Origin of the sequence: Synechocystis sp. PCC 7509, assembly GCF_000332075.2 — a bacterium.
Lineage (GTDB): Bacteria > Cyanobacteriota > Cyanobacteriia > Cyanobacteriales > Chroococcidiopsidaceae > Aliterella.
This window is the reverse complement of record NZ_ALVU02000001.1, coordinates 2,094,839-2,111,502: the sequence shown is the minus strand read 5'-3', so window position 1 is coordinate 2,111,502 and position 16,664 is coordinate 2,094,839. Positions and strand designations below refer to the sequence as shown.

The window sequence follows — 16,664 nt, the reverse complement described above, 5'->3', positions numbered from 1 at the left end:
AGATTGGATTAATAAAGGACGCGAAGTGGAAGGAAAAATTATTTGTGAATAATATCTTTTTGGGTTAGAGAGTCTAAGTTGTTGCGAATTATATGAGATAGGTAGAGACTAAGTAATTTTTCATCGGTGGATGGACAAATAATTGAGCTATTGTTGAGGCTTTGCAGGGTATTTTCACAGTCAAAGTTTAGTGTTGTCGGCGGTGATTTTTTGTTTGCGTGCAGTAGCGGAATCAAAGGATACAAGGGATGTTCGGGGGAACGATCGCCAATTAAAGCTAATTCGGCTTGCCAGGAATCGCTAGAAATCTGTTTTAATGGGTAGCCAAAGGAATGAATAACCTTGAACAGCATTTGTAATTCAAACGGCTGAGGATTTAATAGGTGAAATGCTTTGCCTAAAGATGCTGGTTGTTGTGATAAATAGACAATAGATTTACTAACATAATCTACGGGTGCTAGTCCTTCTAGACGTTCTTCTTCTGGGAAACTGCCCAAGTGTAGGCAACCTACGAGTAACCTAGATAAAAGGTCATTGGGATTGAATGCACCAGTTTGGCTATGTCCAGAAATTCGTCCTGGTCTATAAATAGAAATGGGTAAACCACGATCGCCTGCAATCTTAATTAACTTTTCTGCTACCCATTTAGTTTGTGCATAGCCGCCCTCTGGAACGGAAATCTCGTCTAGGCTAGAATCTTCTGAAACTACGTTTAAGCCTGCTTCTCCAGCCGCCGAGAAGACGCTAATAGTAGAAATAAAATGTACTGGCTTGATTTTAATTTGGCTGGCTAATCGTAAAATTTCTTGAGTTCCTAAGACGTTCGCCGCCTTGAGAGTAGAGTAGGGGGAAGCATGATGAACCCACGCGCCATTGTGGTAAATAACATCGATTTTTTCTGCTAAGGCTACAAACTGTAACTCGCTAAGTCCTAATAGCGGCTGCGATAAGTCTCCCACAACAGGAATAATTCTCGAACTTTGCCCAACATCATTGAGGGAGTAAAAGGTAAAAGTGTCTTGAATCTTGTGTTTAGCAGCTTCCCCATTGGCTGCACGTACTAAGCAATAAATATCTGCTCTAGTTTGTTGCAGTAGTTCAGCAAGTAAGAATGCACCTAAAAATCCAGTAGCTCCTGTTAAGAAAATACTTGCAGGTTTGGCGACGGGAATATATTTTTTTGAGCAAGCAATTTCTAAATCGAGGACGGCTTCAGCTTGAAGATCGAAAACTGGCGATGTAGGAGTATCTGATAACAGTTTTTGAGCAAATTCAGCTACCGTAGGGGCTGTAAATATAGTTTGAATTGGGATATCCACCGCAAACGTTTGCCTAATTCGTGCAAATAGCCGCACGATCGCCAAGGAATGACCGCCCAGGGCAAAAAAGTCATCGTGAATCCCTACCCGTTCTAAGCCTAAAATCTCTGCCCAGATATGTGCCAGTTGAGTTTCTTGGGTGGTACGTGGTAATACATAGGTCTGCTTTTGTGATAAATGCAACTGTGGCGCTGGTAATAGTCGGCGATCAACCTTGCCATTAACATTTAGTGGTAGGGCTGTCAGAGGTATAAAGACTGATGGCAGCATATATTTAGGTAGTTTCAATTGCAACCAGCCGCGCAAGTCGTCAATTAAGGATGGTTCTATAACAACATAGGCGACTAATTGCTCGTTATTTGCTGTTACTACTGCTTGCTTTACCTGGGGATATTGGGAAATTGCCGCTTCGATTTCTCCTAACTCAATGCGGAAGCCTCTAACTTTTACTTGGCGATCGCTTCTTCCCAAAAATTCGATATTGCCATCCTCCCGATAGCGTCCTAAATCCCCCGTTTTATAAAGTCGCGCCCCAGGAGTTTTACTAAAAGGATGGGGAATAAAGCTACTAGCGGTTAATTCTGGGCGACGGTGATAGTGTCTGGCTAAACCATCGCCACCAACGTAGATTTCGCCGCTAACACCGATCGGAAGCAGGTGCAGATAGCGATCTAAGATATAAACTTGGGTGTTGGCGATCGCACGACCAATAGGGATATTTTCTAAATAGCGCGCGTCTGTAACTGGATAACAACAGCTAAATGTAGTATTTTCGGTAGGCCCGTAGCCGTTAATTAGCTGACAATTTTGAGATTGCAGTAATTTTTGAACGTGGGAAACAGATAGCACATCGCCACCCGCCAAAATTTGTTTTACTGTCTGTAAATCTTCTAGTTGCTCGTCTACCATGAGGTGAAACAAGCTTGCTGTCAGCCACAGTGTTGTAATTTGATGTTGGCGAATTACTTGCCCTAGAGTCAATAAAGAGGCGATGTCACCGGGAAACAATACTAATTTTGCGCCATTTAACAAACAGCCCCAAATCTCAAAAGTCGCTGCATCAAAGGAAATCGGCGCAGCTTGCAAAAATACTTCTTGAGCGTTTAATTGAGCGTAATTCGTTGCTTTAACTAACCGCACTACACCCTTATGTAAGACGCTTACACCTTTGGGGATGCCTGTAGAACCAGAGGTGTACATAATGTAGGCTAGGTTGTCAGGAGTGACAGCAACGGATAGATTTTTCTCGCTTTCTAAGCGGATATTCTGCCAATCTGCATCTAAGCAAATAACTTTAGTATTGATGGGTGCAAGTTTGGTTAATAACTGTTTTTGAGTTAAAAATACTGGCGCTTGGACATCTGCTAATACCGCCGTTAATCGTTCCTGAGGAGAAGCTGGATCGATTGGTACATAAGTTCCCCCAGCTTTGAGAATGGCTAGAATACCGATAACCATCTCTAAAGAACGCTCTAAGCAAATAGCAACCGGAACCTCTAACCCCACATTGAGTTTTTGCAGATGGTGCGCCAATTGGTTAGCACGGCTGTTTAGTTGTTGATAAGTCAAATATTGGTCTGCAAATACTACGGCGACGGCTTCTGGGGTTTGCGCTGCTTGGGTTTCAAATAATTGCTGAATGCACTTGTCTTGAGAGTAATCAGTTTGGGTATTGTTCCACTCTAGTAGTTGCTTTTGTTCGGCGGTGGTTAGTAATGGTAAAGAAGCGATCGCACTTTGGGGATTTTCTACCACACCCTCTAATAATGTTTGCAAATGACCTAACATTCGTTTGATTGTAGTGGAGGCGCGATCGCTTAAAATTTCTAAAGATAGCTCGTTACTAACTCCAGCTTTTAGAGCGATCGCATAATTGGTTGATTCTACAGATTGAATTTGGTGAACTTGCATTTCTGTTGCCCATTGTTGCAAGCCAGCGTCTACAGGGTAATTCTCGAATACTAAAATGCTTTCAAATAAAGGCACATCGCGCGGTACATCGCTCCAAGTTTGTACTTGTACGAGGGGGCTATATTCGTACTGTTGTGCCTCTACTTGTCGCGCTTGGAGTTGTTGCAACCAGGGTATTAGTAAGGCTTTGCCCGACACCTGTACTCGTACTGGCAAGGTGTTGATAAATAACCCTACCATTGATTCTGAGCCAACTAAGGTAGGTGGACGACCGGAAGATGTTGCCCCAAAGACAACATCTTCCTCACCACTATAACGAGCTAGAAGGATAGCCCAAGCGCCTTGTAAGAGAGTGTTTAAGGTTAATCTGTGCTGTCGTGCTATTGATTGCAGCGCGGCGGTGGTGACTGCGGATAATTTGAGCGACTGGTTACTATAACCTGTTGATTTCCCTAACTTTAGCGCAGTAGGTGCAGTAAATCCTTGGAGTGTCTTGCGCCAAAAGGTTTCGGCTTGGGACAAGTCTTGTTGTTGCAACCAGTTAATATAGTCTGCGTAGGGGCGCGTTGCACAGGAGCGATCGCTTATTCCTGCATAAGAAAGAAATACTTGCTGGAGAACTAAGGCTGTCGACCATCCATCTAAAATTAAATGGTGGCTACTCCAAACAAAATGATAAGTATTTTCGGCTATTTGGATTAGAGTTAAACGCAATAGCGGCGGGTGAGTAAGATCGAATCCCTGCTTGCAGTCTGCTTGTAAAAAAGCTGCTAATTGCTGCTCAATTTCTGAGGAGTTTTGCCAGTCGTAATATTGCCAAGGTATAGTTACGGACTTATGAACTACCTGAAACGGCTCTTTATATTGTTGCCAATGAAAAGAAGTTCGTAAAATTGGATGTCGGTTAATAACTTGTTGCCAAGCTTGTTGAAAAGCTACTATGTCAAGAGTTTGGCTAAACGTATAGCAACTTTGCACAACATAAACTCCTGACTCTGGCGCGTGGAGAGTATGAAATAGTATGCCTTGCTGCGTAGGCGAAAGCGGGTAGATATTTTCGATATTTTTTTTATTCATTAGTTTAGTTCAGCAATTAAGCTGTCTAGTTCTTGTTGCGAAAATTGCATTTGGGGAAAATCTGTAGGCGTGTAACCGCCAGCATTGGGAGATTTACAGTGAGCAATTAGCGATCGCAATGCACTAATAAAGCTCTCAGCTAACTTAGTAACGGTGGTGTGTTGATGTACGGCTTGGCTGTAAGTCCAATTTAGGCGCAACTGATTTTCGATAATTAATCCATTGATCTCTAATAAACAGTTACGCTTTCCGCGTGGGCTTTGAGTTAAACCGCTAGATTCGGACGCGCTTTGAAATATAGACAATACTCGGTCGAACTGACCTAAGTAATTAAACTTCACTTCCGCTTGGGGCAGTGCTTGCAGCCCCTCGTCTCGGCAAAGATAGCGCAATACACCATAATTAATTCCTCGGTGCGGGATGCTACGCAATTGCTCTTTGATCGTCTTTAATGCCGTTTCTGGGGCGCTATTTGATTCTAGGTGCAAATATACGGGGAAAATAGTAGTAAACCAGCCAATTGTCCGCGATAAGTCAATATTAGGAATAATATCTTCTCGTCCGTGACCTTCTAAGTCAATTAAGAGGGAATTTACCCCCGTCCACTGCGAAAAAGCTTGGACTAATGCCGTTAGTAATACATCATTAATTTGAGTTTGATAGGCGGCGGGTATTTCCTGTAACAAAGCTTGGGTTTCTTGCTGGCTAAGGGAAACCGATACAGTAGCCGCCGTAGCTTCAATATTTTCACCATTGGTAAAATCTACGGGTAGAGGCTGTAAATAAGCTTGACTAAGCCAGTAATCTCGCTCGGATTCTACGGCGCTAGATTGAGCGTATATTCTTAGTTGTTCCGCCCACTGTTTGAAAGAGGTTGTTTTTGCTGGTAGTTCAATTATTTGACCGTGACTAAGCTGCTGATAAGCTGTTTGCAAGTCTTCTAGTAATATGCGCCAAGAAACACCATCGATAATTAGATGATGAGCGATCGCTAATAATCGGCTAGGCTGTTCCCTTCCTAGTTGAAATAAGACAACTTTTACTAATTGCCCAGATAAGTTTAAGCTTGCTTGCAAAGTGGCGGCGGTAGTCTCAATTGCCTGCTTTTGCTGACTTACAGGCAAAGCTGATAAATCAACAACGGTAAAAGGTGGTGTATTAGCGGGAGAAGGACAAATAGATGCCGTTTGGGTAAAGTGCGATCGCAGAACATCATGATGTTCGAGCAGTTTTTGAACTACTTGCTCCCAAATTTGGCGATCGCTTGTTTGAGGCACTTCTAGCATAACTGCCTGATTCCAATGGTGCAGATCGGTAAGTTCCTGCTCAAAAAACCAGTGTTGAATAGGTGTTAAAGGTAGAGAACCCGTAACAAGTCCTTGTTCTGCCTGCAATACTGTTGTTGTACTAGCAACTTTGGCTAATTGAGCGATCGTTTGCTCCTCAAATATTTGCTTAGGCGATAGTTGCAAACCTGCTTGATTGGCTTTGGCGATTACCTGCAAGCTGAGAATTGAGTCACCACCCAATTCAAAAAAGTTATCATCTACGCCAATATTTTCTATTTGTAAAACTTGGCTCCAAATTTGAACTAAGGTTGCTTCAATAGAGTTACGGGGCGCGGTAAACTCTAAATTCGATCTCTGAAGATCGGGTAATGGTAAAGAATTTCGGTCTATCTTGCCATTGGGTAAAAGTGGCAAAACATCTAAGAAAATAAAGATAGCTGGAATTGTATAGTCGGGTAGTCTCTGTTTTAAAAAACTCCGCAGTTCGCTAACGGTGGGGGACGGCTGACGAGCAATAATATAAGCTACTAAGCGCTGTTGACTTGGTACGTCTTCCCGGATGATCGCAACGTTTTGTTTTACATTGGGGTGTTGGCCCAGTTGCGCTTCGATTTCTCCTAACTCAATGCGAAAACCTCTTAACTTTACTTGGCTATCAATACGACCGAGAAATTCGAGCGCGCCATCGGTTCGATAACGCCCCAAATCTCCAGTTTTATATAGGCGCTTCCCCGTAGCAAAAGGATGAGGAATAAACTTTTGGGCGGTCAAATCTGGGAAATTGCCATAACAGCGCGCTAAACTATCACCACCAATATAAATTTCGCCAGCTACACCTACAGGAACTAACTGGAGGTAGGAGTCTAAGACATAAACTTGCACATTGGCGATCGCATTGCCAATCGGTACTACTCTATATTCATCCTCAAACTGACATCGCCAAAAGGTAGTATCAATCGTTGCTTCAGTCGGGCCATAAAGATTGTACAGTTCTACCTTTGGTAAACAGCTAAAAAATCGCTGTTGCAAGTCAGTAGTTAATACTTCCCCGCCACAAAATACCCGCCGCAAACTTTGACAGTGGGCGATTCTTGGATCTTCTAATAGCGATCCTAGTTGCGTGGGTACTAATTGCAAAATAGTTACTTGTTGGGCGGCAATTAGGTCAACTAAATAAGTATTGTCTTGATGTCCGCCAGGTTGGGCTAACAGTAATTTACCACCAGCCAATAGAGGGGCGTAAAATTCCCAAACAGACGCATCGAAGCTAAAGGGGGTTTTCTGAAGTACGCAATCTGCGGGTGTTAAAGGAAATTCCCCTTGCATCCATAACATATGATTGCAAATTGCCCTATGGGGAATCATTACAGCTTTAGGAACGCCTGTAGAACCAGATGTATAAATGGCATAGGCGATGTTTTCCGGTTGTACAGTGCTATTGAGGTTGTCCTGACTTGCTTGGGCGATTTCTTCCCAGTCACTATCTAAACAAATGACTTGTGCTTGTTCGGGCAGCAAATTAGCTAATCTTTCCTGAGTCAGTAATATTGATATACCCGCATCTTCTAACATAAATGCCAACCGTTCTTGGGGGTAATCGGGATCTAGAGGTAAATAAGCGCCTCCAGCTTTGAGAATGCCTAAAAGTCCTACCACCATTTCTAAGGAACGTTCGACACAAATACCTACCAAAGAATCGGGACGAACACCTAGTTTTTGCAGGTAATGCGCTAACTGATTTGCCTGAGTATTTAGCTGCTTGTAAGTTAATTGTTTGTCAGCAAATACAACGGCGACGGCTTCGGGTGTTTGGGCGGCGCGATCGCTAAATAACTCATGAATGCAGCGATCTAAAACATATTCAGCTTTAGTAAAATTCCAATCTAGCTGCGGGGTTAGAGGGATTTGGGAGACGGACTGACTAGGATTTGCAACAATACCCTCAAGAACAATCTGTAAATGTTCTACCATTCGGCTAATAGTTGTCGCCTCAAACAAATCGGTGTTATATTCCAATGCACCCCTTAGCCCTAACTCGGTTTCGTCCATTAATAAAGTCAAATCAAACTTAGCTGTTTTGCTATCAGTCTCTACAGTTTCCCAAGTCAAACCAGATAGTTCTACTTGGGACATTGACGTATTTTGCCAGACAAACATTACTTGAAACAAAGGCGTATGACTCAAATCTCGCTGCGGATTTAAAGCTTCTACCAATAAATCGAAAGGCAAATCTTGATGATCGTAAGCACCTAAAGTTGTCTCCCGTACCCGCTTTAATAGTTCTCGAAAGCTAGGATTATCTGACAAATCAGTCCGCAATACTAAAGTATTGACAAAAAAGCCAATTAACCTTTCGGTTTCCGTGCGATCGCGGTTGGCAATTGGCGTACCGATAACAATATCCCTCATTCCCGCATAACGAGAAAGTAACACTTGAAAAGCTGCCAAAAAAGTCATAAACAAAGTACAACTTTCCTGCTGGCTGAGGCTTTTAAGCGCAATAACTAAGTTTTGAGGGAGGTAAAAAGATTGACTTGCACCGCGAAAAGATTGGCTATGCGATCGCGATCGATCTGTAGGCAACTCTAAAACTGGTAAATTGCTTCCTAGTTGCTGCTTCCAGTAATCAAGCTGACGTTCTAAAACTTCCCCTTGTAAATACTGTCGTTGCCAAACTGCATAGTCGGCGTACTGAATAGTTAAATCTGGTAAAGGGGATGGTTTGCCGTTACAGTAACATTCGTATAACGTTGCTACCTCCTGCACCAACACATCTATTGACCAACCATCGCTAACAATGTGGTGCATAGCAAACACTAATATATGTTCTGACTCGCCCAGACGTAACAATGTACTTCTAACCAAAAGCCCAGATCCTAAGTTGAAAGGTTGCCCAACTTCTTGAACCGCTAGTTTTTGTACCTCAACTTCACGTTCTACAATTGATAAATTAGTAAGATCGATTAATTTAATAGTTAACTTTTGGCAGGGAGTAACAACTTGAATCGGTTGCCCATCAACAACAGTAAATGCCGTTCGCAAAACTTCGTGTCGCCGGATAATTTCGTTAAAACTATTTTCTAAGGCGGTAATATTGAGTACGCCTTTCAAGCGCAAAGCCGCAGAAATATTGTAAAAAGGACTGTTTGGTTTTAACTGATTGAGAAACCATAAACGTTGTTGAGCAAAAGATAAGGGCAAATTCTCAGAACTTGAGCGCGGCGCAATTGTTGGTTGAGAAGATGTAATTTCTGCTTCTGCTAATAAGTAATCCAACAGTTCCAGTTTTTCAGCTTGTAAATATAAGTTTTCCATCGTATTTCCTAATTAATTAACAGATTTAACCGCTTTCTTACTTTGCAACGCAGTTTTCGCATCTTCTGCGGACATTCCCTCAATCTGTTGCAATATTTGGGCGATTTTCTTAGTCATTCCTGGCTTTAACTCGTAAGTAATTAAGCTTTGCGCTAAAGTCGCAACGGTTGGCGATTCAAATAACGCCCGTAAAGGTAGCTGAACTTTAAAAGCTTCGCGGAGGCGAGAAACAACTTGAGTTGCAAGTAAAGAATGTCCCCCCAACTCAAAGAAATTGTTGTGAATGCCTACTTTTTCAACACGGAGAATTTTTGCCCAAATGCCTGCTAATACTTCCTCTATAGGGGTGCGAGGGGGCATAAAGGTATCGAGATTCGCTGCTAGATCGATTTGGGGTAGCGATCGCCGATCAACCTTACCATTAGCTAAAAGTGGCAGCGCGCGAAGCAATACAAACGCTGAAGGAATGGCGTATTGCGGTAACTTTGATTGCAGAAAATCGCGCAATTGCAAAATAACATCTTGACACTGAATGTAAGCTACTAAGCGTTTTCCGAGTTCATCTTCTCTAGCTACAACTACAACTTTTTCTACGGCTGGGTGTTGGCTGAGGATGGCTTCAATTTCCCCTAATTCAAGCCGAAAACCGCGAATTTTGACTTGATAATCAACTCTACCTATAAAAGCAATGTTGCCATCTGGGAGATAACGGGCTAAATCGCCAGTTTTGTACATCCGGCTACCTGGATCGCTAAAACCATCGGGAATAAATCTTTCGGCGGTCAATTCTGGGCGGTGATGATAACCTCTAGCCAAACTTGAACCGCCAATATAAAGTTCGCCACATACTCCAATCGGGACTGGTTGTAGATAAGGATCTAAGATGTAAAGTTGAGTATTAGCGAAAGGTCTACCAATGGGGACTAATTGCTCTATTGATAAGTTACCTGTAACTGTTTCAAAGTAGGAACTGTCAATAGTAGTTTCAGTTAAACCATAGGAATTAATTAGACGCGCGCGATCGCCTAACACTGCTTGAATTTTTTGATATTCTGCGCCATACCAACTATCAGAACCACAAATTACTAGCCGCATAAAATCAAGGCGCTGTTGACTTTTGGCTAAATACTGAACGAGATTAGTTAAAACTGCGGGGACAAATTCGGCGCAGTCTACTTGATGCTGGCGCAGCAAAGAGTACAGCGCGGCGGGTTCTAAAAGATAGTCGCGGGGACATAAAACTAATTTGCCTCCAGAACACAAAGCCCGAACTAAATCGCCTACAAAAACATCAAAGCAGAAATTCGCCATTTGCAGATGACAGCTAATATTTTGCAGTTGATAAGCTGCTTCCCAACCAAAATAGGCATTAGTCAAGCTGCTATGAGTCACCATTACCCCTTTAGCAAGTCCTGTAGAACCAGAGGTATAAATGAGGTATGCCAGGTTTTCCGGTGCAACTGTACTGTGAGGTTGTAATTGTGATTCTTGAGAAATTATTCCCCGATCTGCATCTAAATAAATTATTTGTCCTGACTCAAAATCGGCGGCTAAATGTTTGTGAGTTAGTAAAATCTGACAACCCGCATCCTGCAACATAAAAGTTAGTTGCTGCAAAGGTCGATCGGGATCTAGGGGGACGTAAGCACCGCCAGCTTTGAAGACAGCTAAAACTGCGATCGCCATATCTAAGCTGCGTTCTAGACAAATCCCTACTAAGACCTCTGCGCCGACTCCTAACTTCTGCAAGTAATGCGCTAATTGATTCGCCTGTAGGTTTAATTGTTGATAAGTTAGGCTTTGACCTTCAAACACTACGGCTACTGCATCTGGTGTTTTTTCTACCTGTTGGGCAAATAACTGATGAATGCACTGGTGCGGATAGTTAGTAGTTGTTTTATTCCAATCTACTAATAACTGTTTCTCGGCGGCGGTTAATAGCGGTAACTCGTGCAAGCGTACTTCGGAATTGAAAACCATTGCTGTTAGTAACGTTTGCAAGTGTCCCAACATTCGAGAAATAGTCGAAGTATCGAAACGGTGGCGATCGCACTCAATTCTTAGTTCTAACTCAATCCCAGGTATAGCGCTAATTGTGAGCGGATAATTGGTGTTATCGACAGCGCTAAGATTGCGAATTTCTAAATCTGCTTGCCAATTTTGCAGCGCCTGATCGACGGGGTAGTTTTCAAATACTAATATGCTCTCAAATAACGGCACTCCTCGCGGTATTTCGCTCCAACCTTGAATCTCAACTAAAGGGCTGTACTCATACTGACGGATTTCTAGTAATTGATGCTGGAGTTGCTCAAGCCAAGGTAGCAAAAACATTTGGGCATCTACTCGAACCCGCAAAGGTAGAGTATTAATAAACATTCCTACCATCGATTCAGCATTTGGCAGGTCAACGGGACGACCGGAAACGGTTACGCCGTAAACTATATCATTTTGACCGCTATAGCGACTCAGGAGTAAAGCCCACGCTCCTTGTACTAAGGTGTTTAAGGTTAGTTGATGTTGTTTTGCCCAAGTTTTGAGCTTATCTGTAGTTGCAACCGATAGTTTAATCCGTTGTTCGTCATATTTTTCTACTTGAAGAGATAGGTTATTGACTTCAAGATTGGTTAGGGGTGTAGGTGCTTGTACTCCTTTAAGAAGTCGCCGCCAAAAAGTTTCTGCTTGGTTTAAGTCTTGCTGTTGCAACCACGCAATATAATCAGCGAAGCAACTGCTAGAAGGTAAAGTTATATCTTTACCTTGACAAAAAGCTTGGTAGAGCAAAACAAAGTCTTTGAATACTAAAGCTGTTGACCAACCATCTAAGATGATGTGGTGAGAACTCCAAACAAATTGATAAGCGCGATCGCCTAAACGAATCAATGTTAGACGCAACAAAGATTCCGTAGATAAATTAAACCCTCGTTGGCGATCGCTCAACAACAAATCCTGAAATTTAATTTGTTGTTCCTCTGGGGCTATTTCCCGCCAATCTAATTGTTTGAGGGGCAAATCTACCTGTTTGTTGACAACTTGCAAAGGTTTATCAATCCCTTCCCAATAAAAACTTGTACGCAAGGGTTCGTGGCGCTCTAAAACTTTTTGCCAAGCTTGCGTAAAGGCGACAATATCTAATAATCCATCAAAGCTATAGCTCAACTGGACAAAATAAGCGCCGTCAGATTCATACAGGCTGTGAAAAAGTAAACCTTGTTGTACGGGGGAAAGTTCGTAAATGTTTTCAATATTGGCTGTATTCATTAGTTTGTCTCCTCCGATGAGCGGTTGAACTTTGCCAAAAACTTATTTAAGTCTTGAGAGTTGAGTTTGGCTTGGGGAAAGTCTGAAGGCGTGTAGCCTGCGTCTGGGGGTGCTTGGCAATAGGCAATTAGCGATCGCAACTTGGCTATAAAATCTGCTGCCAAATTCTCAATCGTGGTGCGGTGATGGATTTGTTGGCTGTAAGTCCAATTAACTTGTAAGCGATCGCCTACCACAACGGCGGTAATTTCTAGCAAATAATTCCGCCTTCCTCGTAGGCTGCGGTTTCCCCCAATCGACTCTGCGGCGGGTGCAAACAGCGATGATGACAATATTTGGTCGGTTTGACCTAAATAGTTAAACAAGACTTCAGCTTGAGGTACTAGCAATTTTTCCCTTGCATTACTGAGATAGCGCAGTACACCATAATCAAATCCGCGATCGGGCAACGACCGCAATTGCTCTTTAACAGCCTTCAAGCTATTGCCTAAATCGCTTCCTTGCCATTCCAGCCGTACAGGAAAATGAGTAGTAAACCAGCCAATTGTCCGCGACAAATCTACATCAGCAAACATTTCCTCGCGCCCGTGTCCTTCCAATTCCACAAAGAGCGAACTTTCTCCTGTCCACTGAGTAAAAACTTGTAATAGCGCCGTCAGCAACACATCATTAATTTGGGTGCGATAAGCCTGATGTACTTCTTGCAATAAAGCTTGGGTTTCTTGCTGGCTCAGATATACAGATACAGTATTAGCCTCTGCTACAGTATTTTTGCCCCCCGCATCATCCACAGGTAAAGCTGTCACGGGTTTTTGCAATTGTGTTGACCAGTAATTTAGTTGTGGCAAAGACTGGGAATACTCTTGTAAATGCAACGCCCATGTTTGCCACGACGTTGTTTTATCAGGCAAAGCAATCCCCTCACCTTGGCTAAGTTGCTGATAGGCAGTTTGCAAGTCTTCAATTAAAATCCGCCAAGAAACGCCATCTATAGCTAAGTGATGAACGATAATTAATAAACGACTAGGCGATCGCCCCAAGTCAAACCACACAAACCTTACTAGCGATTCTGCTAAATTCAAACTAGCTTGCAATTTGGTGGCGGTAGCTTCTATTGCTATTTTTTGCTCACTTTCTGGCAATGCTGATAAATCTACTGTTGTAAATACTTCCCTTTGCTGAGAGCCAATAGTTTGTTGCCAGCCAGATTCTTGTTGCTGAAAAATCAAGCGCAGTGCATCGTGATGGTTAAGTAAATGCTGTACTATCTGTTCCCACAAATCGGGGTTACTTCCGGGCGCAACTTCTAATAATAGTGACTGATTCCAGTGGTACGCGTCGGGTTGATTTTGTGCCAAAAACCAGTGCTGAATCGGTGTAAGGGGTACTGCACCTGTAACTAATCCTTGATCTATTAGAGTCGTTGGAGTTAAAAGTGCGATCGCACCTAATTGAGCAATCGTTGGTTGCTCGAATATCTGTCTGGGAGTAAGCTTTAACCCTGCTTGATTGGCTTTGCTGACCATCTGAATGCTGACAATAGAATCTCCGCCTAACTCAAAAAAATTATCATGGATGCCTACTTGTTCCAGGCGTAAAACTTGTTGCCAAATAGTGGTTAAAGTCTTTTCTGTAATAGTACGCGGAGCAACAAAAGTTCTAGATAATTCCGGCTCTGGTAATGCTTTGAGATCAATTTTGCCATTGGGAAGCCGAGGAATTGAGATAATACCCACGAGCGCTGAGGGCATCATGTACTCTGGTAGCTGCGGTTGGAGGAATTGATGTATTTGGGTAAGAGTAGGCGCTATTTTTCCTGATTCAGGGATGATATAGGCTATTAGACGCTGGAAGTCGCTTACATCATTTCGAGCAACAACGATACTGGTGCGGATACTGGGATGTTGCATTATTGCGGTTTCAATTTCGCCTAATTCAATGCGGAAGCCGCGAATTTTTACTTGTTGGTCAATTCGTCCCAAAAATTCAATATTTCCATCTGCCAAATAGCGAGCTAGATCACCTGTTTTGTAAAGCCGCAATCCTTGCACGTCACTAAAAGGATGAGGAATAAAGCGTTCGGCGGTCAAATCAGGACGATTGTGGTAGCCTCTTGCTATACCATCGCCACTAATATACACTTCACCAGCCATGCCCAAGGGAACGGGATGGAGACAGGAGTTGAGTAGATAAATTTGCGTATTTGCGATCGGACGACCGATAGATACTGGTACTGTCAGTTTGGTTGCGCTACTCCAAACAGTCCCTTCAGTAGGGCCATATTCGTTATATAAGGATGTTTGAGGAAGTAGTTGCTGATGATGGTTGACTAACGCAGGTAAACAAGACTCACCAGCGACAATAACGTTTTGTAGTGAGGCTAACTGTGCTGGTTTTGCCTGTTCTAAAACAATTGCATACAAGGAAGACAGGGTTAAGACGTGGGATATTTGATGTTGGGTAATTAGATCGAGGAGATAAGGAATGTCTTGTTCTCCTTTTGCTTGCGGAAGTATGAGAGCGCCACCAGAGCATAAAGTCCAGAAAATACCAGCTACAGAACTATCAAAAGCGAAGGATGAAAGTAATAAGAAATTCCTAGCAGGTTCAGAGTAGTAATTAATCCGCGCTTGAGTGGAATGGACTAAATTTTGATGGCTGATTTGTACGCCTTTAGGTTTGCCTGTAGAGCCGGAGGTGTAGATTATGTAAGCTAAATTGGTTGAAGTTACAGCATAACTAGATTGGCTTGCAGCTTCAGTATCTTGCAAATCTGCATCTAAGCAAAGAACTTTTGCTAGATGTGTGGGTAAATTTTGGACGAGTTTTTGCTGAGTTAAGACTATCGGTGCTTGGGTATCTTGAAGAATAAAAGCTAACCGCTCTTGAGGGTAGGCTGGATCTAATGGTAGGTAAGCACCGCCTGCTTTGAGAATGGCAAGAATCCCAATTATCATTTCTAGCGACTTCTCTACACAAATTCCGACTACGGTTTCTGGTTTAACGCCTAGTTGTTGCAGGTAGTTGGCTAATTGGTCGGCACGTTTATTAAGTTCGTCGTAGGTTAATTTTTGCTCTTGAAATATTACCGCAATATTATCTGGAGTACGTGCTACTTGTGCTGCAAATAATTGGTGAATTAATTGGTAACTGGGGAGAGTAGTTTGGGTATTATTAAATTCAGTTAGTAATTGATGCTTTTCGCGATCGCCTAGTATTTCTAGTTCGCTGATTAATGTTTGTGGATTATTGGTAGCACTCGTCAATAGCTGTTGAAATTGCTCTGTTAATCTACAAATATCTTGAGCTTGGTATATAAGAGAATCGTAGTGCAACTCTAATACTAAATTGTCGTTTTGATGCCAGCACGATAGTTTTAATTTGCATCTACCAATACAAGCGTACTGCTGGGATATTGCAAAAAAGATTTCACCTGCTGTATATTGTGGCGATCGCTCTATAAAATCAAAAGCTATTGGTAAATCAGTAAAATCCTGGTCGTTTTGTTGCCCAACAAAATAATCCTGCCATTGATATGCTTCATTCACAGATGATTGAACTTGTTGCCATACTTGGCTAAAAGATAAATCTGGCTTCAAAGAACATACTAAAGGTAAATATTTAGCAAATAGTCCGATTGCCGATCTCAATTCTTCGTGCTTGCGTCCGTCGTATAAGCTATTTATAGTTATTTCCGTAACGTCAGTATTTCGCCACAATAAAACTATCCAGCAAGTTAACAGCCAGCTTGCATAATTTGCAGGTAAGTTGTCATTTTTTTGCTTGACAATATCGACCTTCAATAATTGATATTGAATATCTTGCTTAAGGTGCTGTTCAAAAGGTAGCTTAATAGGTGAACACAAAATGTTTTTGTTTTCCCAATAAGCTTTTCCTTCTGCTTCTAGTAGTAATTCGTGTTGCCATTCGGCTATATCTGCATACTGGAGTATGTCGTTATCTACTTCTTGATTGTTGATAGCCGCAGTGTAAAAAATGCTAATTTCTTGAACGAAGTTTTGCAAGCTAATTACATCAGCGATCGCCGTAGGTAAAGTTACTAATAATACGTGTTTGTTTGCGGAAAGTTTAACTAAGGTTAGTTGTAATAACGATCCTGTTTCTGAATTGACATTTTTATAGCTTTGTTGTTGAAATAGTTCGGCTATTTTTAGATTTTGGGTGGGGATTGGCAAGGTATCCCACTCATGATAATCGAGAGAAATTGATTGGCGATCGCGTATGATTTGTACGGGAACTTTTGTTTGTGGTAAACAATCAAAGTTGGTGCGGAAAATTTCATACTGGCTGACAATATTTTGGATGGCAGATTTTAATATTTCTGGGTTAAGGTTGCCTTGGATTGTAATGCTACATTGGCTGTTAGCAGTAGGATTAAATTGCCATAAATGTTCTTGCTGAGGAGAGAGTCTGTAGCCTGTAAGAGTTGTTGATTGCATAATTGAAAATATTTTTGATTAACTACAATTATTTT

4 protein-coding genes are annotated in these 16,664 nt (G+C 42.2%); all 4 read right to left on the bottom strand.

Annotation, left to right across the window (positions count from 1 at the left end; genetic code table 11):
* Positions 1-38: 38 nt before the first annotated feature.
* The 4 genes from SYN7509_RS0210670 to SYN7509_RS0210655 are packed head-to-tail and all read right to left on the bottom strand — an operon-like array spanning position 39 to position 16,629.
* Entirely contained in the window at positions 39-4,307 is a 4,269-nt protein-coding gene (locus SYN7509_RS0210670; protein WP_009630728.1) for a non-ribosomal peptide synthetase, read from the bottom strand.
* Positions 4,307-8,911, bottom strand: coding sequence for a non-ribosomal peptide synthetase (locus SYN7509_RS27610; RefSeq protein ID WP_009630730.1), 4,605 nt, complete (start codon positions 8,909-8,911; stop codon positions 4,307-4,309). Before SYN7509_RS27610 ends, SYN7509_RS0210670 begins: the two co-directional genes overlap by 1 nt.
* 12 nt (positions 8,912-8,923) lie before the next feature.
* Entirely contained in the window at positions 8,924-12,169 is a 3,246-nt protein-coding gene (locus SYN7509_RS27605; RefSeq protein ID WP_009630731.1) for a non-ribosomal peptide synthetase, read from the bottom strand.
* Positions 12,169-16,629, bottom strand: coding sequence for a non-ribosomal peptide synthetase (locus SYN7509_RS0210655; protein WP_028954239.1), 4,461 nt, complete (start codon positions 16,627-16,629; stop codon positions 12,169-12,171). The genes SYN7509_RS27605 and SYN7509_RS0210655 overlap by 1 nt, the downstream gene beginning before the upstream one ends.
* Positions 16,630-16,664 lie beyond the last annotated feature (35 nt).